Annotated in this window: 20 protein-coding genes; 15 read left to right on the top strand and 5 right to left on the bottom strand. The window is 55.5% G+C overall.

Translation table 11 applies throughout. The features are described from left to right. Window positions 1–47: 47 nt before the first annotated feature. Window positions 48–2,468, bottom strand: a complete 2,421-nt coding sequence (plsB, locus tag O1724_RS01905; protein WP_003860322.1) for a glycerol-3-phosphate 1-O-acyltransferase PlsB — start codon at window positions 2,466–2,468, stop codon at window positions 48–50. 154 nt (window positions 2,469–2,622) lie between these two features. Here plsB and O1724_RS01910 point away from each other — a divergent pair, with 154 nt between their 5' ends. The 4 genes from O1724_RS01910 (at window position 2,623) to O1724_RS01925 (ending at window position 5,438) form a co-directional block, all read left to right on the top strand. Then, window positions 2,623–2,991, top strand: a complete 369-nt coding sequence (locus tag O1724_RS01910) for a diacylglycerol kinase (protein ID WP_003860321.1) — start codon at window positions 2,623–2,625, stop codon at window positions 2,989–2,991. Between the two features lie 108 nt (window positions 2,992–3,099). Then, window positions 3,100–3,708: a transcriptional repressor LexA gene (lexA, locus tag O1724_RS01915; protein WP_003860318.1), complete on the top strand. Its 609-nt coding sequence runs from the start codon at window positions 3,100–3,102 to the stop codon at window positions 3,706–3,708. 63 nt (window positions 3,709–3,771) lie between these two features. Continuing rightward, the gene (dinF, locus tag O1724_RS01920; protein WP_126297360.1) at window positions 3,772–5,109 is read left to right on the top strand and encodes an MATE family efflux transporter DinF; all 1,338 of its coding nucleotides are present in this window, start codon (window positions 3,772–3,774) and stop codon (window positions 5,107–5,109) included. Between the two features lie 119 nt (window positions 5,110–5,228). Beyond that, window positions 5,229–5,438, top strand: a complete 210-nt coding sequence (locus O1724_RS01925; protein WP_003860314.1) for a CsbD family protein — start codon at window positions 5,229–5,231, stop codon at window positions 5,436–5,438. A gap of 47 nt (window positions 5,439–5,485) precedes the next feature. On the opposite strand, the gene zur is transcribed toward O1724_RS01925, so the two are convergent. Beyond that, complete coding sequence (gene zur / locus O1724_RS01930; protein WP_003860309.1) at window positions 5,486–5,998, bottom strand: zinc uptake transcriptional repressor Zur; 513 nt, start codon at window positions 5,996–5,998, stop codon at window positions 5,486–5,488. A 117-nt stretch (window positions 5,999–6,115) separates the two neighbouring features. On the opposite strand from zur, the gene O1724_RS01935 reads away from it, so the two are divergent. The 4 genes from O1724_RS01935 (at window position 6,116) to pspG (ending at window position 9,540) form a co-directional block, all read left to right on the top strand. Continuing rightward, window positions 6,116–6,604, top strand: coding sequence for a cupin domain-containing protein (locus O1724_RS01935; RefSeq protein ID WP_003860307.1), 489 nt, complete (start codon window positions 6,116–6,118; stop codon window positions 6,602–6,604). 192 nt (window positions 6,605–6,796) lie between these two features. After that, the gene (locus O1724_RS01940; protein WP_276534359.1) at window positions 6,797–8,083 is read left to right on the top strand and encodes a conjugal transfer protein TraF; all 1,287 of its coding nucleotides are present in this window, start codon (window positions 6,797–6,799) and stop codon (window positions 8,081–8,083) included. A gap of 82 nt (window positions 8,084–8,165) precedes the next feature. Further along, window positions 8,166–9,161, top strand: coding sequence for a tRNA dihydrouridine(20/20a) synthase DusA (dusA, locus tag O1724_RS01945; RefSeq protein ID WP_003860304.1), 996 nt, complete (start codon window positions 8,166–8,168; stop codon window positions 9,159–9,161). Between the two features lie 136 nt (window positions 9,162–9,297). Beyond that, window positions 9,298–9,540 (top strand): envelope stress response protein PspG, encoded by a 243-nt coding sequence (pspG, locus tag O1724_RS01950; RefSeq protein ID WP_048245137.1) that lies wholly within the window; start codon window positions 9,298–9,300, stop codon window positions 9,538–9,540. 184 nt (window positions 9,541–9,724) lie between these two features. Here pspG and O1724_RS01955 read toward each other — a convergent pair whose 3' ends face one another. Further along, window positions 9,725–10,708, bottom strand: coding sequence for a quinone oxidoreductase (locus O1724_RS01955; RefSeq protein WP_414540130.1), 984 nt, complete (start codon window positions 10,706–10,708; stop codon window positions 9,725–9,727). 60 nt (window positions 10,709–10,768) lie between these two features. Between O1724_RS01955 and dnaB the strand changes: the two genes are divergently transcribed. The 6 genes from dnaB (at window position 10,769) to O1724_RS01985 (ending at window position 16,438) form a co-directional block, all read left to right on the top strand. After that, window positions 10,769–12,181 (top strand): replicative DNA helicase, encoded by a 1,413-nt coding sequence (gene dnaB, locus O1724_RS01960; protein WP_003860298.1) that lies wholly within the window; start codon window positions 10,769–10,771, stop codon window positions 12,179–12,181. A 16-nt stretch (window positions 12,182–12,197) separates the two neighbouring features. Continuing rightward, window positions 12,198–13,277 carry an alanine racemase gene (gene alr, locus O1724_RS01965; protein WP_126297357.1) on the top strand — a complete coding sequence of 360 codons (1,080 nt, stop codon included), beginning with the start codon at window positions 12,198–12,200 and terminating at the stop codon, window positions 13,275–13,277. 109 nt (window positions 13,278–13,386) lie between these two features. Further along, the gene (gene tyrB / locus O1724_RS01970; RefSeq protein WP_126297356.1) at window positions 13,387–14,580 is read left to right on the top strand and encodes an aromatic amino acid transaminase; all 1,194 of its coding nucleotides are present in this window, start codon (window positions 13,387–13,389) and stop codon (window positions 14,578–14,580) included. A 259-nt stretch (window positions 14,581–14,839) separates the two neighbouring features. Beyond that, window positions 14,840–15,553: an acid phosphatase AphA gene (aphA, locus tag O1724_RS01975; protein WP_003860292.1), complete on the top strand. Its 714-nt coding sequence runs from the start codon at window positions 14,840–14,842 to the stop codon at window positions 15,551–15,553. A gap of 112 nt (window positions 15,554–15,665) precedes the next feature. After that, on the top strand, window positions 15,666–16,082 hold the full coding sequence (locus tag O1724_RS01980; RefSeq protein WP_017382627.1) for a secondary thiamine-phosphate synthase enzyme YjbQ: 417 nt from the start codon (window positions 15,666–15,668) through the stop codon (window positions 16,080–16,082). Window positions 16,083–16,084: 2 nt separating this feature from the next. Further along, window positions 16,085–16,438 carry an MmcQ/YjbR family DNA-binding protein gene (locus O1724_RS01985; RefSeq protein WP_017382628.1) on the top strand — a complete coding sequence of 118 codons (354 nt, stop codon included), beginning with the start codon at window positions 16,085–16,087 and terminating at the stop codon, window positions 16,436–16,438. Between the two features lie 3 nt (window positions 16,439–16,441). Here O1724_RS01985 and uvrA read toward each other — a convergent pair whose 3' ends face one another. After that, window positions 16,442–19,264 carry an excinuclease ABC subunit UvrA gene (gene uvrA, locus O1724_RS01990; RefSeq protein ID WP_003860287.1) on the bottom strand — a complete coding sequence of 941 codons (2,823 nt, stop codon included), beginning with the start codon at window positions 19,262–19,264 and terminating at the stop codon, window positions 16,442–16,444. 251 nt (window positions 19,265–19,515) lie between these two features. On the opposite strand from uvrA, the gene ssb1 reads away from it, so the two are divergent. After that, the gene (ssb1, locus tag O1724_RS01995) at window positions 19,516–20,040 is read left to right on the top strand and encodes a single-stranded DNA-binding protein SSB1 (protein ID WP_003860284.1); all 525 of its coding nucleotides are present in this window, start codon (window positions 19,516–19,518) and stop codon (window positions 20,038–20,040) included. A gap of 61 nt (window positions 20,041–20,101) precedes the next feature. Here the strand turns inward: ssb1 and O1724_RS02000 are convergent, their stop codons facing one another. Next, window positions 20,102–20,383 (bottom strand): YjcB family protein, encoded by a 282-nt coding sequence (locus O1724_RS02000; protein ID WP_003860282.1) that lies wholly within the window; start codon window positions 20,381–20,383, stop codon window positions 20,102–20,104. Between the last annotated feature and the right edge of the window lie 425 nt (window positions 20,384–20,808).

A 20,808-nucleotide genomic window follows, 5' to 3' on the forward strand; every position in this document is an offset into this window, starting at 1 on the left:
GCGGAACATGTAGGCCGGGTAAGCGTTAGCGTCACCCGGCTTTAGCATCATTCGCCCTGCGTCGAACTCTCAATCGTTAAACGCACATCCGCGGTAATCAGCTCTGCCAGCATCTGGTAAACCTTCATCGTCTCTTCCGGCTCGGCATCGCCCGTATCGCTAATGTACCCTTCGTCGCGCAGCGTCAGCACCAGGGAGCTGAATACCGCTTTGTCGAAGAATTCCGGGGCGTTAATGCCATGCAGAACGGAGAGGCGCTGGGCCAGCGTCCGGCTCTCTTTTTCCAGCGTACCGCGGTTGATGGACGGATTTGCACTCAGCAACCAGAAGGTAATGGCGTAGCGCTGCAACGTCTCACGCGCACCGGAAGCCAGGAGCTGCAAGGTACGTGAACGTGACGGATTGATATGCAGTTCATCATCACTGATGGTAATCAGCCCCTGACGATGCATCTCTGCCGTCATTTTATCGAGCTCTGCCGCCAGTTCATCCTTACTCCAGCGCAGGAACAGCTCCGCTTTCAGCATCGGGTAGATGGCCTGAATATGGCGCAGCAGCTCCTGACGTGAAATACGGCGGTGCTGGGTAATAATGGCCGCCATCAGCGACGGCAGCATCAGCATGTGCGTGATGTTATTACGGTAGTAGGTCATCAGCACGGCCTGCTCGCGCGGCAGAATGATGATGTCACCAATCGTATCTTTCTCGACTTCGAACTTGTTCATCTGCAACGCGTGATCGATCAGCTCGCTGGCGGTGGCAGACGGCACGGTCGAATCCACGGAATACGGCACGTTGCGCATGATATCCAGGTAGCAGTCAATCTGCTCGGTCAGCTGTTCGCGGGTCAGTGAACGCTGGCGAGAGGCCAGAAGCGCAGTACAACACAGGTTCATGGCGTTTGCCGCACCAGCATTGTTGATGCGTACCATCAGCTCGGATGCAATGCCGTTGACCGTTGGCGTCAGCCAGGCCGGACGTACCGCTTCGATAGGATCGATAGACTCGCGCCACTCCGGAACATGATGGTTCAGATATGTCATCAGCGGCAGGGGCTCGCCAAAGTTCACGTATCCCTGGCCGAGGTTGCGCAATTTACTCAGCCCACGCAGCATCTGCGGCAGACTCTCTTTCTCTTTAGTCGCACCGCGCAGCTCTTTCGCGTAGGTGCCCACTTCCATCACGTGTTCATAACCGATGTAAATCGGCACCAGCGTGATAGGACGGGTACCGCCACGCAGCATGGCCTGAATGGTCATCGACAGCGTGCCGGTCTTTGGATCGAGCAGACGACCGGTACGCGAGCGACCGCCTTCAACAAAGTACTCCACAGAATAACCGCGGCTGAACAGCTCGCCCAGATACTCCCTGAAGACGGTGGAGTAAAGCTTGTTACCTTTAAAGGTACGACGAATGAAGAACGCACCCAGACGGCGGAAAATCGGGCCTGCTGGCCAGAAGTTCAGGTTGATACCGGCAGCAATATGCGGTGGCACCAACCCCTGGTGATAGAGCACGTAAGAGAGCAACAAGTAGTCCATGTGGCTGCGGTGGCAGGGCACATAGACAATCTCGTGGCCGTCGTGCGCTAACTGACGCACGCGTTCGGCGTTGTGGACGTTAATCCCCTGATAGAGGCGGTTCCACGTGAAGCCGAGGATACGGTCAGAGAGGCGAATCATCTCGTAGGAGAAGTTCGCGGCGATCTCTTCCATCAGCGCGATTGCGTTTTGCTGCGCTTTCTCGTGCGAAATTTTCTTGCTGCGCGCTTCATCTTCTACGGCACGGGCAATCGCTTTGGAAGCCAGCAGCTTGTTGAACAGATCCTGACGTGCCGGGAGACGTGGTCCAACGGCCGCCAGACGCTGACGTGCAAAGTGCATACGCGCAACGCGCGCCAGCTTTTGCGCAATGATTTTGTCAGTGCCGTGTTCATCCGCCATGCGGCGCAGTGAAACGGAAGGTGAGAAGCGGACAAAACTGTCGCGTCCCAGCCAGGAGACGGCGAAAAACTTCTGAATGCCGTTGAGCATACGCAGCGGCGGGTTCTCTTCCCCTTTTTCGCGCCCCGGACGACGGCCAAACATCACCGACACCGGCACCATCTGCACGTCCAGATCGGGGTTGCTGCGGTGCAGATCGAGGTAATCATGGAACAGCTTAATGGACTCTTCTTTCGGCGTGTAATAGGTGAACACGCGCGGCCCGCCATGGATGAACACGTAGCGTGGCAGCAGCGTACCGTCGACTTCCAGCGGTTCAAGTGGGTCAGGTAAATCGTGCGCCAGACATTGAGCGCGAAGCGTCAGCAGGTCTGCCTTCGAGTTATAAGGCAAAACGTACATAATAGGGCGCGACGTATCGAGCCCTAATTCCAGCGCAGGTTCTGCTGGGATAGACTTACTTTTTACCAGGACGCTTAATGGTAAATTAAGTAATTTGTAGTAAATTCGTGGCCAGCCGGACATAAACGATGTAAAGCCTCTGGTTAATAATGCAATTGCGGCGCAAGGATAACAGAAAGCGCGCAAAATTTCTGTTGTTACCCGTCATACTTCAGGTTGCAGCAAAACGCGCTGCGGCTTTAGTTACAGACGCTATTTATCATAAAAGGTTCTTTTAATGGCCAATAATACCACTGGGTTAACTCGAATCATTAAAGCTGCCGGTTATTCATGGAAAGGTTTCCGCGCTGCATGGGTTAATGAAGCCGCTTTCCGCCAGGAGGCGGTTGCTGCAATCGTTGCCGTTGTCATCGCCTGCTTCCTTGATGTTGATGCTATCACCCGCGTACTGCTCATCGGATCTGTCTTTCTGGTGATGATAGTGGAAATTCTTAATAGCGCTATTGAGGCCGTTGTTGACCGAATCGGGTCGGAATTCCATGAATTGTCTGGCCGGGCGAAAGACATGGGTTCCGCTGCCGTACTGCTGGCGATTATCACTGCGGCGATCACCTGGGTCACGCTGCTTTGGTCGCATTTCCGATGAGCCTCGAGGAATAATTAAGTCCCTGGTTTTTTGTGCAGTTTTTGGTTCCAAAATCGCCTTTGACTGTATATACTCACAGCATAACTGTATATACACCCAGGGGGCGGTATGAAAGCGTTAACGACCAGGCAGCAAGAGGTGTTTGATCTCATTCGGGATCATATCGGCCAGACGGGTATGCCACCCACGCGTGCAGAAATTGCGCAGCGTCTGGGCTTCCGTTCTCCTAATGCTGCCGAAGAGCACCTTAAAGCGCTGGCGCGTAAGGGCGTGATTGAGATTGTTTCCGGCGCCTCACGCGGTATTCGTCTGCTGGTGGAAGAAGAGAGCGGTATTCCGCTGGTGGGTCGCGTAGCGGCAGGTGAACCTCTGCTGGCGCAGCAGCACATCGAAGGGCACTATCAGGTTGATCCAGGCATGTTCAAGCCGAGCGCCGATTTCCTGCTGCGCGTTAGCGGAATGTCCATGAAAGATATCGGTATTCTGGATGGCGATCTGCTGGCGGTACACAAAACGCAGGACGTGCGTAACGGGCAAGTCGTGGTGGCGCGCATTGATGATGAAGTGACGGTTAAGCGCCTGAAGAAACAAGGCAATACCGTGCAGCTTCTGCCTGAAAACAATGAATTCTCCCCGATTGTGGTGGATCTCCGCGAGCAGAGCTTCTCTATTGAAGGACTGGCGGTCGGCGTTATCCGCAACGGTGAATGGCTGTAATCTCTTCCTGACAGGCTGTAGTTCCTCTACAGCCTGGCCTGTTTTCTGATTCCGGTAATTTCCATGGCATTGCTAACTTCTGCCGATAAGGCGTTGTGGCGTCTTGCGCTACCGATGATTTTTTCCAATATTACCGTTCCTCTGCTTGGGCTGGTGGATACGGCGGTTATCGGGCATCTCGATTCGCCGATTTATCTCGGCGGCGTCGCGATCGGCGCAACGGCGACCAGCTTTCTCTTTATGCTGCTGCTTTTTCTGCGCATGAGTACGACGGGCCTGACGGCCCAGGCGTATGGTGCAAAAGATCCCCTGCGTCTGGCGCGTGCGCTGGTTCAGCCGCTCATTCTGGCATTCGGTGCCGGCGCGTTAATCGTTCTGTTGCGTACGCCGCTGATTGATCTTGCGCTCCATATTGTAGGCGGCAGCGATGCCGTACTGGAACAGGCCCGGCGGTTCCTCGAAATTCGCTGGCTCAGCGCGCCCGCTTCACTGGCAAACCTGGTCCTGCTGGGCTGGCTGCTGGGCGTGCAGTACGCCCGCGCGCCGGTGATCCTGCTGGTGGTGGGCAACCTGCTTAACATTATGCTCGATCTGTGGCTGGTGATGGGGCTGCACATGAACGTCCGGGGCGCGGCGCTGGCCACGGCGATTGCCGAGTACGGTACGCTGCTAATTGGTTTGGGAATGGTCTGGCGCGTACTGGCGATGCGCGGTATCACCCTGGATCTGCTGAAATCGGCCTGGCGCGGCAACATTCGTAAGCTGCTGGCGCTTAATCGCGACATCATGCTCCGTTCGCTCCTGCTGCAACTCTGCTTTGGCGCCTTAACCGTTTTTGGTGCGCGTCTTGGGCCTGAAATCGTCGCAGTCAACGCAGTGCTCATGACGTTACTGACCTTTACCGCTTACGCGCTGGATGGTTTTGCTTACGCCGTCGAGGCGCATTCAGGGCAGGCCTATGGCGCGCGTGAAAGCGGCCAGTTACGTGAGGTCTGGCGTGCTGCCTGTCGTCAGGCGGGCCTGGTGGCGCTGGTCTTTGCTCTGGTGTACGCCTGTTTTGGTGAGCATATTGTCGCGCTACTCACCTCGTTGCCCGCGCTACGTGAGCTGGCCGATCGCTACATCCTCTGGCAGGTAGTATTACCGGTGGTGGGCGTGTGGTGCTATTTGCTGGACGGCATGTTTATTGGTGCGACGCGAGGGGCGGAGATGCGCAACAGCATGGCCGTCGCGGCGGCGGGGTTCGGCCTGACGCTGCTGACCCTGCCGTATCTCGGCAATCATGGTCTGTGGCTGGCGTTGGCGGTCTTTCTCTCACTGCGTGGCCTTTCGTTGGCCGTTATCTGGCATCGTCACTGGCGAAACAATACCTGGTTTCCAGCCCCGCACGATATATCGTAACGGTTAAAGATTCCGAATATAAAAACAACTACCGAATCCTTAACTACAATAATAATCACGTCCAGCAGAAAAGAACGTAGCGGGCGATACTCATAGACGCTTAACACGAGGACACGATTATGAATAAAGACGAAATCGGCGGCAACTGGAAGCAATTCAAAGGTAAAGCGAAAGAACAGTGGGGTAAGCTGACAGATGACGATATGACCGTCATTGAAGGTAAGCGCGATCAGCTGGTAGGTAAAATCCAGGAGCGCTACGGTTACGAAAAAGATCAGGCGGAAAACGAAGTCAAAGACTGGGAAACCCGTAACGACTACCGCTGGTAACCGGTACTATCCCCAAGGGCGGCCCTGAGCCGCCTTTTTCTTTGGCTTTAACGCGGCTTTTTCTTCACCAGGATAGAGTGATCGTGCTGACAGTCATCCTGATGACGGCATGACTCCACCTCCACGCAGGCAGAACATAAGCCGTGGGCTTCAATCACGTTATGTCGCAGCGCAAAGCCCATTCTGGCTGCCAGCGTATGCATAATATCTTCCACACCTTCCGCACACTCTTCCTTCACCACACCACAGCGATCGCAGATAAACATGGCGGACGTGTGAGTTGGCTGGTCAAAAAGATGGCACAGCACATAGCTGTTTGTTGATTCCACTTTATGCACAAACCCTTGCTCCAGCAGAAAATCCAGCGCCCGATAAACGGTCGGCGGTTTTGCCTGCGGCTCGCTTTCACGCAGCAGATCGAGCAGATCGTAGGCGCTGATGGCGCCCTGTTGCAGGCTCATCAGACGCAGTACCTCAAGGCGCTGCGGGGTCAGGCGCACATTGCGTTGCGCGCACAGCTTTTCAGCTTGCGCTAACAGCTCTTTTGTGGACTTGTCCATCGGGCACCTCGGATGTGGTAAGGGGTGAAAACTCTCACTTTATCATGTTCTGCTAAAAACACCGAGATCCGCCAGGCTGTGCTATACCTGACGCATCGCAAATCAGGAGATCGCAAAATGAAAAGACCTGACTGTATTCGGCACTGGCGGGACGTGGAAGGCGCTGATGACGCAACGTATCCTGACAGCAACGAACGTTTTTCTATTGGCGCGCCGCTGGCCCGCAAACTGGGTCTCGGCCGCATTGGTATTCACCATGAACGGCTGCCGCCCGGACGCCGCACATCTTATCCGCATGCGGAAAGCGACGAAGAGGAGTTTGTTTACGTTCTGGAGGGTTACCCTGAGGCCTGGATCAATGGCTATTTATGGAAGCTCGAACCCGGAGACAGCGTGGGATTTCCAGCCGGGACGGGCGTGTGTCACACCTTTATCAACAATACCGATGAAGAGGTGCGCTTACTGGTGGTGGGTGAGGCCAATAAAAAACATAACCGTATCTACTATCCGCTCAATCCGGTGTATGCCGCGACGCGCGAAGACCGCTGGGTCGACCATCCGCCTCAGTTTTTTGGGCCGCACGATGGAAAACCTGGGCGAAAATAATTTCCTCTTCTATAAATATTGATGGTCGTCACATATTACAACAGGCCGGGATGGAATTTAACTTAAGGAAATAGCGGGTCTTTTTGCACTTATTCACAGCAATAGTTCGTTCCTGTTTGGGTGATAACAGACAGGGTTAACTAATAACAAACTATTTACGAGCACACTGTGAAAAAACATTTTAAATTTTCGATGGTTAGCATCGCTGTCTCCTTTTTTATGGCAAATCAGGCGGGAGCAGCCAATACCTGGACGGAAGCGCGTAGCGACGCAATGGGCGGAACGGGTGTCGCGGCAGGGAGCTATGGCAGCGGGGCGTTAATCAACCCCGCGTTGCTGGCAAAATCTAAGCCCGAGGATGATGTGACGGTTATTTTGCCGTCCGTTGGCGTGCAGGTGACCGATGAAGACAATCTTCAGGACGAGATTGATACCATTAACGACAAAATCAATCATTACAAGGATGTGGTTGATAGTCTGACCCCCATTGAAGTTATCACCAATCCATTAGGTTCGATCAATCAGTTCCAGGGCGCAGCGAAAGATCTCGCTGATGAACTGGACTACCTGAAAGGCAAGACCGCACACGCCACCGCAGGGGCGGGGATTGCCGTCAGTATCCCTAACGATGTTCTTTCCGTGGCCTTTATGGCAAAAGGCTATGCCCATGGCCGGGTCAGCCCTTCAATCGATCAGCAGGACATTGATTATCTGCGCGGTATACAACGAAGCGATGCGGTGGCTGCCGGTGTGGCGCTGGATGCCGCGCTAAACGGTACCGATCAGATCACCAAAAACCTTAACTCTACGGCGTCTGGTCGGGCGGCGATTGTGTCCGACTACGGTATTGCGGTGGCCCGTCAGTTCGATCTTGGCGGCGTTCCGGTTTCCGTTGGCGTCACGCCGAAGTTGCAAAAAACCTGGCTCTATAACTACACCACCTCAATCTACGATTACGACAGTAATAAGTGGAACGACAGCCGCTACCGTACCGACGACACTGGCTTCAACGTCGATGCCGGTATTGCGGCTGATTTCGGTGAAAACTGGACGGTCGGTGTGAGCGGACAAAACCTGATGTCGCGCGATATCGATACCAAAGATATCCGCATTCGCAACGGACGCACGGGAGAGGTAGTGAGTTATAAAGACACCTATCAGATCCGTCCGCTGGTCACTGCCGGGGCCGCCTGGCATAACGATCTGGTCACGCTTACCGCAGACGGCGATCTGACCGAAACCAAGGGCTTTAAAAGCGAAGACACCTCCCAGTACGTTGGCGTCGGTGCCGAAGTCACGCCGCTGAGCTGGCTGGCAGTACGCGCCGGTTATCGTGCGGATATGAAAGGGAACGACAGCAACGTCTTTACCGGCGGTGTCGGTTTCGCGCCGTTCAACGCCGTCCACGTTGACCTGATGGGGCTTTATGGCGAAGACGAGACCTGGGGCGCAGGGGCACAGTTGAGCATGACGTTCTAAAGTCCACCGGAGGCGCTGCGCCTCCGGCTTTTCTTTATGCTATAGTAGCGCCCCTTTTCCACCAGATGCTTAAAACTTCGCCATGTCGTCAGAATTCCAGACCGCTTTCCCTGCACACCGTTTCTCCATTGCGCCAATGCTCGACTGGACGGACAGACACTGCCGCTATTTCCTGCGCCAGCTCTCCCGCCATACGCTGCTGTACACCGAAATGGTCACTACCGGCGCAATTATTCATGGCAAGGGCGATTATCTGGCGTACAGCGAAGAGGAGCATCCGGTTGCGCTGCAACTGGGTGGCAGCGATCCGGCTGCGCTGGCGCAGTGCGCGAAGCTGGCTGAAGAACGCGGCTATGACGAGATTAACCTCAACGTCGGTTGCCCGTCCGACCGTGTGCAAAACGGTATGTTCGGCGCGTGTCTGATGGGAAATGCACACCTGGTGGCGGACTGCATCAAAGCGATGCGCGACGTCGTCTCTATCCCGGTCACGGTCAAAACCCGTATCGGCATAGACGACCAGGACAGCTATGAGTTTCTGTGTGATTTCATCAACACGGTATCAGGGAAGGGTGAATGCGAGATGTTTATCATCCACGCCCGTAAAGCCTGGCTCTCAGGCCTCAGCCCGAAAGAAAACCGCGAGATCCCGCCGCTGGACTACCCGCGCGTGTACCAGCTGAAACGCGACTTCCCACACCTGACCATGTCGATCAATGGCGGTATTAAGTCGCTGGACGAGGCCAAAGCGCACCTCGAACATATGGATGGCGTGATGGTCGGACGCGAGGCGTATCAGAATCCGGGCATTCTGGCGACGGTTGACCGGGAAATCTTTGGCGTTGAGGGTGCTGACACCGATCCCGTGGCCGTAGTGCGCGCCATGTATCCGTACATTGAGCGCGAGCTGAGTCATGGTACGTATCTGGGCCACATTACCCGCCATATGCTTGGCCTGTTCCAGGGCATTCCTGGTGCGCGCCAGTGGCGTCGTTATCTCAGCGAGAACGCGCATAAGGCCGGTGCGGATATTGAGGTCCTGGAACACGCGCTGCGTCTGGTTGCGGATAAACGTTAAATTTCGCTAAAAGATGGTCAAATACGCCACGCCCTGCAAGACATTACGGGGCGTTTTGCTTTCAGAACAACAACTTATTTTTGGCATGTTTCTTGTAACGATCGCAGCATCATTCGGGAACTCGTGGGAGAGCACCATGCTGGAACTACTTTTTGTGATTGGCTTCTTTATCATGCTGATGGTCACGGGCGTATCGCTGCTCGGCATCCTGGCCGCGCTCGTAGTGGCCACGGTGGTGATGTTTGTCGGCGGTTTATTTGCCCTGACGATCAAACTGCTGCCGTGGTTACTGCTGGCCGTGGCGGTGGTGTGGGTGATACGGGCGATTAAATCGCCAAAAGTGCCCAGTTATCAGCGCAATAACCGCTTCCGTTACTAAGGTATTGAGGGGTACGTCACATACCTGCAACTTTTCCGGCAGCAATCCTTAGAACAGAATAGGATTTACTTATCGAATCTGTCACTATGGCTGCCGCTAAAGAATTCATCGAGCTGTACCCTACATACAGCCGAACTAAAAAAAGAAAGGGCTTCCCACGGGAAGCCCAATTTCTTTTTATGGCTCAGGGAATTAACAGACTTGACCCCTGCGTTGCCCGGCTCTCCAGCACCTCATGCGCACGTTGCGCATCGGCCAGCGGATATTTCTGCGCCTCTGCCACATCCACTTTAATCACCCCGCTGGCGATCAGCGAGAATAGCTCGTTGCTGGCTTCCTCAAGTTCTTCCCGGTTGGTGATGTAACCTTGCAGGGAAGGGCGAGTGACGTACAGTGATCCTTTCTGATTCAGAATGCCCAGGTTCACCCCGGTGACAGCCCCGGAGGCGTTACCGAAGCTCACCATCAGCCCGCGACGTTGCAGGCAGTCCAGCGAAGATTCCCAGGTGTCTTTCCCCACCGAGTCATACACCACGCGGACCTTTTTGCCGCCAGTGATTTCTTTTAGCCGCTCAACGATGCTCTCTTCCCGGTAGTTGATCACCTGCCATGCGCCCGCGTCCAGCGCACGCTGCGCTTTTTGCGCGCTGCCTGTGGTGCCGATCAGCTTCGCGCCCAGGGCTTTCGCCCACTGGCAGGCAATCAGCCCCACGCCACCTGCGGCTGCGTGAAACAGGAATTGCTCGTCAGGCTTAATTTCGTAGGTTTTTCGCAGCAGATAATAGACCGTCAGCCCTTTCAGGAATGAGGCGGCAGCCTGCTCGAAGCCGATCGCATTTGGCAGAAGCGCCGCTTTCTCGGCCGGAACGTTATGGATGGAGCTGTAAGCGCCCAGCGCCGATTGCGCGTACACCACGCGATCGCCTTCCTTAATGTGCTTAACCGCGCTGTCCACTTTGCTGACGATGCCGGCCGCCTCGGTGCCCAGCCCGCTCGGCATCGACGGAGGCGGATAGAGGCCGCCGCGAATATAGGTATCGATGTAGTTAATGCCGATAGCTTTGTTTTCCACCTGGATTTCGTTCTCGCCAGGCGCAGCGGGGGTAAATTCCACCGCTTTGAGTACGTCAGGGCCACCATGCTTGTGAAATTCAATACGTGTTGCCATGCTTCCTCCAGAATGTGGTAATCTTTCGACCCACTCTTTATCTCGGTAACTCCATTCACTATGGCAGGAAACAAACCCTTCAACAAACAGACTGAACCTCGTGAGCGTGATTATCAGGTCGCCGGGTTAAAAGTCCCGCCGCACTCGATTGAAGCGGAACAGTCGGTGTTGGGCGGTTTAATGCTGGATAACGAACGCTGGGACGACGTCGCCGAGCGCGTTGTCGCGGAAGACTTCTATACCCGCCCGCACCGCCACATCTTTACGGAAATGGCGCGTTTGCAGGAGTCGGGCAGCCCGATCGACCTGATTACGCTCGCAGAATCGCTGGAGCGTCTGGGACAGCTCGACAGCGTCGGCGGATTTGCCTATCTGGCAGAACTGTCAAAAAACACGCCAAGTGCCGCGAACATCAGCGCTTACGCTGATATCGTTCGTGAACGTGCCGTTGTCCGCGAGATGATCTCGGTGGCGAATGAGATCGCCGAGGCCGGTTTCGATCCCCAGGGGCGCACCAGCGAAGATCTGCTCGACCTGGCGGAATCCCGCGTCTTTAAAATCGCCGAAAGCCGTGCGAATAAAGACGAAGGCCCGAAAAACATCGCCGATGTGCTCGACGCCACCGTTGCACGTATTGAGCAGCTTTTCCAGCAGCCGCACGATGGCGTGACGGGGGTGAACACCGGTTATGACGATCTCAACAAGAAAACGGCAGGTCTTCAGCCGTCGGATTTGATTATCGTGGCCGCACGTCCGTCGATGGGTAAAACGACATTTGCAATGAACCTCGTCGAAAACGCGGCGATGTTGCAGGATAAGCCGGTGCTTATCTTCAGTCTGGAGATGCCCTCTGAACAGATCATGATGCGTTCTCTGGCGTCCCTGTCGCGCGTGGATCAGACCCGCATCCGTACCGGTCAGCTGGACGATGAGGACTGGGCGCGGATCTCCGGCACCATGGGGATTTTGCTGGAAAAACGGAACATCTATATTGATGACTCCTCCGGCCTGACGCCGACGGAAGTGCGCTCCCGCGCACGCCGTATCGCCCGTGAACACGGTGGCATCGGTCTCATCATGATCGACTACCTTCAGCTGATGCGCGTTCCGTCGCTTTCCGACAACCGTACGCTGGAGATTGCCGAGATTTCGCGCTCGCTCAAGGCGTTAGCCAAAGAGCTGCACGTGCCGGTGGTGGCGCTGTCGCAGCTTAACCGCTCTCTGGAACAACGTGCAGACAAGCGCCCGGTCAACTCCGACCTGCGTGAATCCGGCTCCATCGAGCAGGATGCCGACTTAATCATGTTCATCTACCGTGATGAGGTTTATCACGAGAACAGCGACCTGAAAGGGATCGCCGAAATTATTATTGGTAAGCAACGTAACGGCCCCATCGGTACGGTACGTCTGACCTTTAACGGCCAGTGGTCGCGTTTCGACAACTATGCCGGTCCTCAATATGATGATGAGTAATTTCTAAGGAATTCAAATGCAAGCGGCAACTGTTGTTATTAACCGCCGCGCTCTGCGACACAACCTGCAACGTCTGCGAGAACTGGCGCCCGCCAGTAAGCTCGTTGCAGTCGTGAAAGCGAACGCTTACGGACACGGTCTTCTTGAGACCGCGCGAACGCTCCCCGATGCCGACGCTTTTGGCGTCGCCCGTCTCGAAGAAGCTCTCCGCCTGCGCGCAGGTGGAATTACGCAACCGATTCTGCTCCTCGAAGGCTTTTTTGAAGCCTCGGACCTGCCGACCATTGCCGATCAGCACCTGCACACGGTGGTGCATAACGAAGAACAGCTGGCCGCGCTGGAAACGGCCGAACTGAGCGAGCCGGTCACCGTCTGGATGAAGCTCGACACGGGCATGCACCGTCTGGGCGTGCGGCCGGAAAGCGCGGAGGCGTTTTATCAGCGTCTGTGTCAGTGCAAAAATGTGCGTCAGCCGGTGAACATCGTCAGCCACTTTGCCCGCGCCGATGAGCCTGAATGCGGCGCAACGGAACAGCAGCTTGATATCTTCAACACCTTCTGCGAAGGCAAACCGGGGATGCGCTCGATCGCGGCATCCGGCGGTATTCTGCTGTGGCCGCAGTCGCACTTCGACTGGGCGCGTCCGGGCATCATTCTTTACGGCGTATCGCCACTGGAGCACAAACCCTGGGGGCCGGACTTTGGCTTTAAGCCGGTGATGTCGCTGGTTTCAAAGCTGATTGCCGTGCGTGAGCACAAAGCGGGAGAGCCGGTAGGTTACGGCGGCACCTGGATCAGCGAGCGCGATACCCGTCTTGGCGTGGTGGCGATGGGCTACGGTGACGGCTATCCCCGCGCCGCACCAACGGGCACGCCGGTGCTGGTCAACGGTCGTGAAGTGAAGATTGTCGGCCGCGTGGCGATGGACATGATTTGTGTTGATCTGGGGCCCGACGCGCAGGATAAAGCGGGGGACGATGCGGTGATGTGGGGCGAAGGCCTGCCGGTAGAACGTATTGCTGAAATAACAAAAGTGAGTGCTTACGAACTTATCACGCGTCTTACCTCAAGGGTCGCGATGAAATACGTCGACTAAGCATGAGCGGGATGCGGTGCATCCCGCTTCTGTTAACATCCCCTCGATCTTCTTCCGCTTCCGGTTTATTGTTGAATTCCCTGCCTCATAATAATCCGGAGAACATCGCGTGTTTCAGAAAGTAGACGCCTACGCCGGCGACCCTATCCTCTCCTTGATGGAGCGTTTCAAAGAAGATCCTCGCAGCGACAAAGTGAACCTCAGCATTGGTCTTTACTACAACGAAGACGGCATCATTCCTCAGTTGAAAGCCGTTGCCGAAGCTGAAGCGCGTCTTAACGCAACCCCGCACGGTGCTTCGCTTTATCTGCCGATGGAAGGATTAAACACCTACCGCAACACTATCGCGCCGCTGCTGTTTGGTACCGACCACGCGGTGCTCGCGCAAAAGCGCGTGGCGACTATCCAGACGCTGGGTGGCTCGGGTGCGCTGAAGGTAGGCGCAGATTTCCTGAAAAAGTACTTCCCGGATTCCGGCGTGTGGGTCAGCGACCCGACGTGGGAAAACCACGTTGCGATCTTCGAGGGCGCGGGCTTTAAGGTTGAAACCTATCCGTGGTTCGACAGCGAAACGAACGGCGTGCGCGTTGATGCGCTGCTGGAAAAACTGAACACCCTGCCGGAGCGCAGTATCGTATTGCTGCATCCGTGCTGCCATAACCCGACGGGTGCGGACCTCACCAATGCCCAGTGGGATGCGGTGATCGAGATACTGAAGGCGCGTAACCTGATCCCGTTCCTCGACATCGCCTATCAGGGCTTTGGCGCGGGCATGGAGGAAGACGCCTACGCCATTCGCGCGATTGCCAGCGCGGGGCTTCCCGCTCTGGTCAGCAACTCCTTCTCAAAAATCTTCTCCCTGTACGGCGAGCGCGTTGGCGGTCTGTCCGTGGTGTGTGAAGACGCTGAAGCGGCGGGCCGCGTACTCGGCCAGCTGAAAGCGACGGTCCGCCGTATCTACTCCAGCCCGCCGAACTTTGGTGCGCAGGTGGTGGCGACAGTTCTCGGTGACGAAAGACTGAAAGCCACCTGGCTTGCGGAAGTGGAAGCGATGCGTAAGCGCATCCTGTCGATGCGTCAGGAGCTGGTTAACGTCCTGAAAGAGGCCGTGCCTGGGCATAACTTTGATTATCTTCTCAAGCAGCGTGGGATGTTCAGCTACACCGGACTGAGCGCAGCGCAGGTCGATCGCCTGCGTGAAGAGTTCGATGTCTACCTGATCGCCAGCGGCCGTATGTGCGTGGCGGGTCTGAATGCCAGCAACGTCCAGCGCGTGGCGCAGGCGTTTGCAGCTGTGATGTAAGTACTCACTACTTATTATCTCCCTCTCCCTGTGGGAGAGGGCTGGGGTGAGGGCATCAGGCCGCAGAAAATCTTGCCCGGTGGCGGCTGCGCCTTACCGGGCCTACATCACTCATCCACACTTTGTGATCGTCTTCTTTTTATTCCGCTTAATAAGTAAAAACTCCTTTCCTTCCCCTCCCGCTGGGGTTATGGTCGGATAGTTTTTTGACCATCCGCTCAAAATAAAAAGATAACAAACTGAATATTCAGGGGAAAATATGCGCAAGATCACACTGGCGCTCAGCGCCGCCTGCTTATTGTTCTCGCTTAATAGTACCGTTGTTGCGCGGGCTTCTGCACCCACGCCGCTTTACACCGGCACCACCGCCGCCATTCTTGCCGAACAGGCCCCCATTCACTGGGTTTCAGTGGCACAAATTGAAAACAGCCTGACGGGTCGCCCGCCGATGGCCGTGGGCTTCGATATTGACGATACCGTTCTCTTCTCCAGCCCCGGTTTCTGGCGCGGCAAAAAAACGTACTCCCCGGACAGCGAAGCCTATCTGAAAAACCCGGAATTCTGGGAAAAGATGAACAACGGCTGGGATGAGTTCAGTATCCCGAAAGAGGTTGCCCGCGCGCTGATCGCCATGCACGTAAAGCGCGGCGACAGCATTTACTTCGTGACCGGACGTAGCCAGACCAAAACCGAAACCGTCTCGAAAACGCTACAGGATGATTTTCTGATCCCGGCGGCCAGCATGAATCCGGTCATTTTTGCCGGGGACCAGGAAGGGCAAAACACCAAAACCCAGTGGCTGGAAAAGAAAAATATCAAAGTGTTCTACGGGGATTCAGATAACGACATCACCGCGGCGCACGACGTGGGAGCCAGAGGCATCAGGGTGTTACGCGCCTCGAACTCCACCTACCGACCGCTGCCGATGGCCGGAAAATTTGGTGAAGAGGTGATCGTTAACTCTGAATACTGATGTATTAACGGCGGGGTGAATGCTTTTTTAAGCAAATCTCGCTGCGCGGGTTTTACCTTTCGCTTTCTTGCTGCACACTTAGAAAGATTCACCTTTCATAATGGAGCAGCACATGTGGTATCAACAGACCCTGACCTTAAGCGCAAAACCACGCGGATTTCACCTTGTGACGGACGAAGTCATCGGGCAAATCCGCGACCTGTCGCGCGTCAAAACGGGTTTGCTGCATCTGCTGCTTCAGCACACGTCTGCTTCTCTCACGCTTAATGAAAATTGCGATCCCACCGTCCGGTCCGACATGGAGCACCATTTTCTGAAGAGCGTCCCGGACAACGCGCCTTATGAGCATGACTATGAGGGGGCGGACGATATGCCTTCGCATATTAAATCCTCCCTGCTGGGCGTCTCGCTGATGCTGCCGGTCCACAACGGACGGCTACAGCTGGGAACGTGGCAGGGGATCTGGCTGGGAGAACATCGCATTCACGGTGGTTCGCGTAAAATTATCGCAACGCTACAAGGGGAATAAAGATGACAATTTCGGAGATACTTCAGTACTGCATGAGCAAGCCGGGTGCGGAACAAAGCGTTCACAGCGACTGGAAAGCCACGCAGATCAAAGTGGGTGATGTGCTGTTCGCGATGGTGAAAGAGGTGGATGCGCGGCCTGCGGCATCACTGAAAACCAGTCCGGAACTGGCCGACTTACTGCGCCAGCAGCACGATGATGTCAGGCCAAGTAAGCATCTGAATAAAGCGCACTGGAGTACGGTGTTTCTCGACGGCTCGCTGCCAGATTCGCAAATTTACTACCTGGTGGATGCGTCGTATCTACAGGCGGTTGAACTGCTGCCGGAAACGATCCGACAGCAGCTCTCCGTGTGACGATTACAGCAACGGTTTGAGGAAGCGCGCGGTGTGCGAGGCTTCGCACTCTGCAACGGTCTCTGGCGTACCGGAGACGAGGATTTCACCGCCGCCGCTGCCGCCTTCCGGGCCGAGATCGACAATCCAGTCAGCGGTTTTAATCACGTCCAGGTTGTGCTCAATCACCACGATGGTGTTGCCCTGATCGCGCAGCTGGTGCAGCACGTCCAGCAACTGCTGGATATCCGCAAAGTGCAGGCCGGTGGTCGGCTCATCCAGAATATACAGCGTCTGACCGGTACCGCGTTTGGACAGCTCACGCGCCAGCTTCACGCGCTGCGCTTCACCGCCGGACAGCGTTGTCGCTGACTGCCCCAGACGAATATAGGTCAGACCCACATCCATGAGGGTTTGCAGCTTACGCGCCAGCGCAGGGACGGCGTCAAAGAACTCGCGCGCCTCTTCGATGGTCATATCCAGCACTTCGTGGATGGTCTTGCCTTTGTACTTAATCTCCAGCGTTTCGCGGTTATAACGCTTACCTTTACACTGGTCGCACGGCACGTAGATATCCGGCAGGAAGTGCATCTCAACCTTGATTACGCCGTCGCCCTGGCACGCTTCACAGCGGCCGCCGCGCACGTTAAAGCTGAAACGGCCTGGCGTATAGCCGCGTGAACGCGCTTCCGGCACGCCGGCAAAGAGTTCACGTACGGGCGTAAAGACGCCGGTATAGGTCGCCGGGTTGGAACGCGGCGTACGGCCAATCGGGCTCTGGTCGATGTCGATAACCTTGTCGAAATGCTCCAGCCCCTGAATGTCGCGGTACGGTGCAGGTTCAGCCAGCGTCGCGCCGTTCAGCGCCGTCTGCGCAATCGGGAACAGCGTATCGTTGATCAGCGTCGATTTACCGGAACCGGACACGCCGGTGATGCAGGTGAACAGCCCGACAGGCAGCGTCAGGGTCACGTCCTTCAGGTTGTTGCCGCGCGCCCCGGTTAGCTTCAGCACTTTTTCCGGGTTCGCCGCCACGCGCTGTTTTGGTACTTCAATTTTGCGCTTGCCGCTCATGTACTGGCCGGTCAGCGACTCGGGCACCGCCATAATGTCTTTCAGCGTCCCTTCTGCCACCACCTGTCCGCCGTGCACGCCAGCGCCCGGGCCGATGTCGATCACGTGGTCAGCGGCGCGAATGGCGTCTTCGTCGTGCTCAACCACAATCACAGTGTTGCCAAGGTTACGCAGGTGAACCAGCGTGCCGAGCAGGCGTTCGTTGTCGCGCTGGTGTAGGCCGATAGACGGCTCATCCAGCACGTACATCACGCCGACTAAGCCTGCGCCAATCTGGCTCGCCAGACGGATACGCTGGGCTTCACCGCCGGAGAGCGTTTCAGCCGAGCGGGAAAGCGTCAGGTAGTTCAGGCCAACGTTCACGAGGAACTTGAGGCGATCGCCGATCTCTTTCAGCACTTTTTCAGCGATTTTCGCGCGCTGGCCGGAGAGCTTCAGGTTGTTGAAGAAGTCCATCGCGTGGCCGATGCTCATGTCTGAGATGGTCGGCAGCGCCGTGTTTTCGACAAACACGTGACGCGCTTCGCGGCGCAGGCGCGTGCCCTCGCAGGTGGCGCAGGAGCGGTTGCTGATGAACTTCGCCAGCTCCTCACGCACCGCGCTGGATTCGGTCTCTTTGTAGCGGCGCTCCATGTTGTGCAGCACCCCTTCGAACGGGTGGCGACGCACGGAAGTGTCACCGCGATCGTTCATGTACTTGAACTCAATGTTCTCTTTGCCGGAACCGAACAGGATCACTTTATGTACGTTCGCGCTCAGGCTGGCCCACGGGGCTTCAACGTCGAACTTGTAGTGCTCCGCCAGCGACTTCAGCATCTGGAAGTAATAGAAGTTACGCTTGTCCCAGCCGCGAATGGCGCCACCCGCCAGCGACAGCTCCGGATTCTGGATCACGCGATCAGGGTCGAAATACTGCTGAACGCCCAAGCCGTCACAGGTCGGGCACGCGCCCGCCGGGTTGTTGAACGAGAACAGGCGCGGTTCCAGCTCGCGCATGCTGTAGCCGCAAATCGGGCAGGCAAAGTTGGCGGAGAAGAGCAGCTCTTCCGCTTTTGCATCGTCCATGTCTGACACCACCGCCGTGCCGCCCGACAGTTCCAGCGCCGTTTCAAAGGATTCCGCCAGACGCGTCGCCAGATCTTCACGGACCTTAAACCGGTCAATCACCACTTCGATGGTGTGTTTCTTTTGCAGCTCCAGCTTTGGCGGATCGGACAGGTCACACACTTCGCCGTCGATACGGGCGCGGATATAGCCCTGGCTTGCCAGATTTTCCAGCGTTTTAGTATGTTCGCCCTTACGCTCTTTAATGATTGGCGCCAGCAGCATCAGGCGTTTGCCTTCCGGCTGCGACAGCACGTTATCCACCATCTGGCTGACGGTCTGGGCCGCCAGCGGAACGTCGTGATCCGGGCAGCGCGGCTCGCCCACGCGCGCATACAGCAGACGCAGGTAGTCATGGATTTCGGTAATGGTACCGACCGTGGATCGCGGGTTATGCGACGTGGATTTCTGCTCAATGGAGATAGCAGGAGACAACCCTTCAATGTGGTCGACATCCGGTTTTTCCATCAGCGACAGGAACTGACGCGCGTACGCCGAGAGCGATTCAACGTAACGACGCTGTCCTTCGGCATACAAAGTGTCGAAAGCCAGTGAGGATTTGCCAGACCCCGAAAGCCCGGTCACGACGATGAGTTTGTCGCGAGGGATTATGAGGTTGATATTCTTGAGATTGTGGGTGCGGGCGCCCCGAACTTCGATCTTATCCATTCACCTTTCCCGGTTGGAACACGGATTGCCTGATTTGTTTGAAGGACAAACGGCTGTCAGAAACGGCTAATTATGACACAAAATGACCTGTTTGAATATACAGTATTGGAATGCATTTTCTGATTCACTGTGTAACAATGTCGAGTCCGCGAGAGAACTCTGGAACATGCTACGCAACTATCAAAGTGTCGCATGGAAATGGTACACTCGCGCGTTTACACTATTAAGAAACGTATTCAGGAGACACGAACATGGCCAGCAGAGGCGTAAACAAGGTGATTCTCGTCGGTAATCTGGGCCAGGACCCGGAAGTACGCTACATGCCGAGTGGTGGCGCAGTTGCCAACATTACGCTGGCTACTTCCGAATCCTGGCGTGATAAAGCGACCGGTGAAATGAAAGAGCAGACCGAATGGCACCGTGTTGTGCTGTTTGGCAAACTGGCTGAAGTGGCCGGTGAGTATCTGCGTAAAGGCTCTCAGGTTTACATTGAAGGCCAACTGCGTACCCGCAAATGGACCGATCAATCCGGTCAGGAAAAATACACCACGGAAGTGGTGGTGAATGTTGGCGGCACCATGCAGATGCTGGGTGGCCGTCAGGGCGGCGGCGCACCGGCAGGTGGCGGCCAGCAGCAGGGCGGTTGGGGCCAGCCTCAGCAGCCGCAGGGCGGCAATCAGTTTAGCGGCGGCGCGCAGTCCCGTCCGCAGCAGCAGTCTGCTCCGGCACCGTCTAACGAACCGCCAATGGATTTCGACGACGATATCCCGTTCTGATATCCAGACGCGTGAAACACAAAAAACCCAGATAATGTCTGGGTTTTTTTATAACAGGCTATCAGGTAATCACCATCGGCCAGTCTGGTGGGGTGTGGCTCATGGCTTCAACCATCACCACTTTAATGTTTTCCCAGACGGCGGCTATATCCACCAGCGTAATACCGAGCAAACCTGTTGCGAACCAGCATGCGGCGCCTAACCCTAACAGGGTGCTAATCACAGCAAGACCTGCGTAGTCGGACTTTCGGAACTGAATGTTTAACGTGCTGGCCAGGAACATCAAAACCGCGCTCAACAACGGCCAGCGCAGGAGCACCATGCTGGTGGTAATGGTTGCCATAAAACTCATCCTCGACAAAACAGACGAACTGGAATGAAACAATGTTTCTCGTTACATAAGATGTGTGAACTATATCACATTTGCTGTTTTATTAGCCAGTATCCGCGTGAGGTAAAAGTGGGTTTATTACCAGGGAAAATATATCGTCGTCGCTCGTATCCGCGTCTGGTCGGAATTTTTATTTTTAATTCATTCAGATAGCAAAACCTTTGCAAAACATCTTCGGCTGTATAGCGTTTACAGCAGTATGTCTATGGATTATGCTTGTGTGGAACAATAAATGTACCCGCAGAAATAATTCATCGCATTGAATTAATTACCTTTTTTGGATTTTATATTCTTTATTTTACACTCAGCATGCTCTTTGATTTCGTGGTCTTATTCTTTTATTCAGATATGAGTTATTGCGGTTGCTCTCTCGATTA

It is taken from the genome of Enterobacter cloacae complex sp. HYC074_NIDB (assembly GCF_056673345.1).

Coding starts and splice junctions, on each gene's coding strand:
- plsB (WP_003860322.1), bottom strand. CDS start 2,468: ATGTCCGGCTGGCCACGAATTTACTACAAATTACTTAATTTACCATTA.
- O1724_RS01910 (WP_003860321.1), top strand. CDS start 2,623: ATGGCCAATAATACCACTGGGTTAACTCGAATCATTAAAGCTGCCGGT.
- lexA (WP_003860318.1), top strand. CDS start 3,100: ATGAAAGCGTTAACGACCAGGCAGCAAGAGGTGTTTGATCTCATTCGG.
- dinF (WP_126297360.1), top strand. CDS start 3,772: ATGGCATTGCTAACTTCTGCCGATAAGGCGTTGTGGCGTCTTGCGCTA.
- O1724_RS01925 (WP_003860314.1), top strand. CDS start 5,229: ATGAATAAAGACGAAATCGGCGGCAACTGGAAGCAATTCAAAGGTAAA.
- zur (WP_003860309.1), bottom strand. CDS start 5,998: ATGGACAAGTCCACAAAAGAGCTGTTAGCGCAAGCTGAAAAGCTGTGC.
- O1724_RS01935 (WP_003860307.1), top strand. CDS start 6,116: ATGAAAAGACCTGACTGTATTCGGCACTGGCGGGACGTGGAAGGCGCT.
- O1724_RS01940 (WP_276534359.1), top strand. CDS start 6,797: ATGGTTAGCATCGCTGTCTCCTTTTTTATGGCAAATCAGGCGGGAGCA.
- dusA (WP_003860304.1), top strand. CDS start 8,166: ATGTCGTCAGAATTCCAGACCGCTTTCCCTGCACACCGTTTCTCCATT.
- pspG (WP_048245137.1), top strand. CDS start 9,298: ATGCTGGAACTACTTTTTGTGATTGGCTTCTTTATCATGCTGATGGTC.
- O1724_RS01955 (WP_414540130.1), bottom strand. CDS start 10,708: ATGGCAACACGTATTGAATTTCACAAGCATGGTGGCCCTGACGTACTC.
- dnaB (WP_003860298.1), top strand. CDS start 10,769: ATGGCAGGAAACAAACCCTTCAACAAACAGACTGAACCTCGTGAGCGT.
- alr (WP_126297357.1), top strand. CDS start 12,198: ATGCAAGCGGCAACTGTTGTTATTAACCGCCGCGCTCTGCGACACAAC.
- aphA (WP_003860292.1), top strand. CDS start 14,840: ATGCGCAAGATCACACTGGCGCTCAGCGCCGCCTGCTTATTGTTCTCG.
- O1724_RS01980 (WP_017382627.1), top strand. CDS start 15,666: ATGTGGTATCAACAGACCCTGACCTTAAGCGCAAAACCACGCGGATTT.
- O1724_RS01985 (WP_017382628.1), top strand. CDS start 16,085: ATGACAATTTCGGAGATACTTCAGTACTGCATGAGCAAGCCGGGTGCG.
- uvrA (WP_003860287.1), bottom strand. CDS start 19,264: ATGGATAAGATCGAAGTTCGGGGCGCCCGCACCCACAATCTCAAGAAT.
- ssb1 (WP_003860284.1), top strand. CDS start 19,516: ATGGCCAGCAGAGGCGTAAACAAGGTGATTCTCGTCGGTAATCTGGGC.
- O1724_RS02000 (WP_003860282.1), bottom strand. CDS start 20,383: ATGGCAACCATTACCACCAGCATGGTGCTCCTGCGCTGGCCGTTGTTG.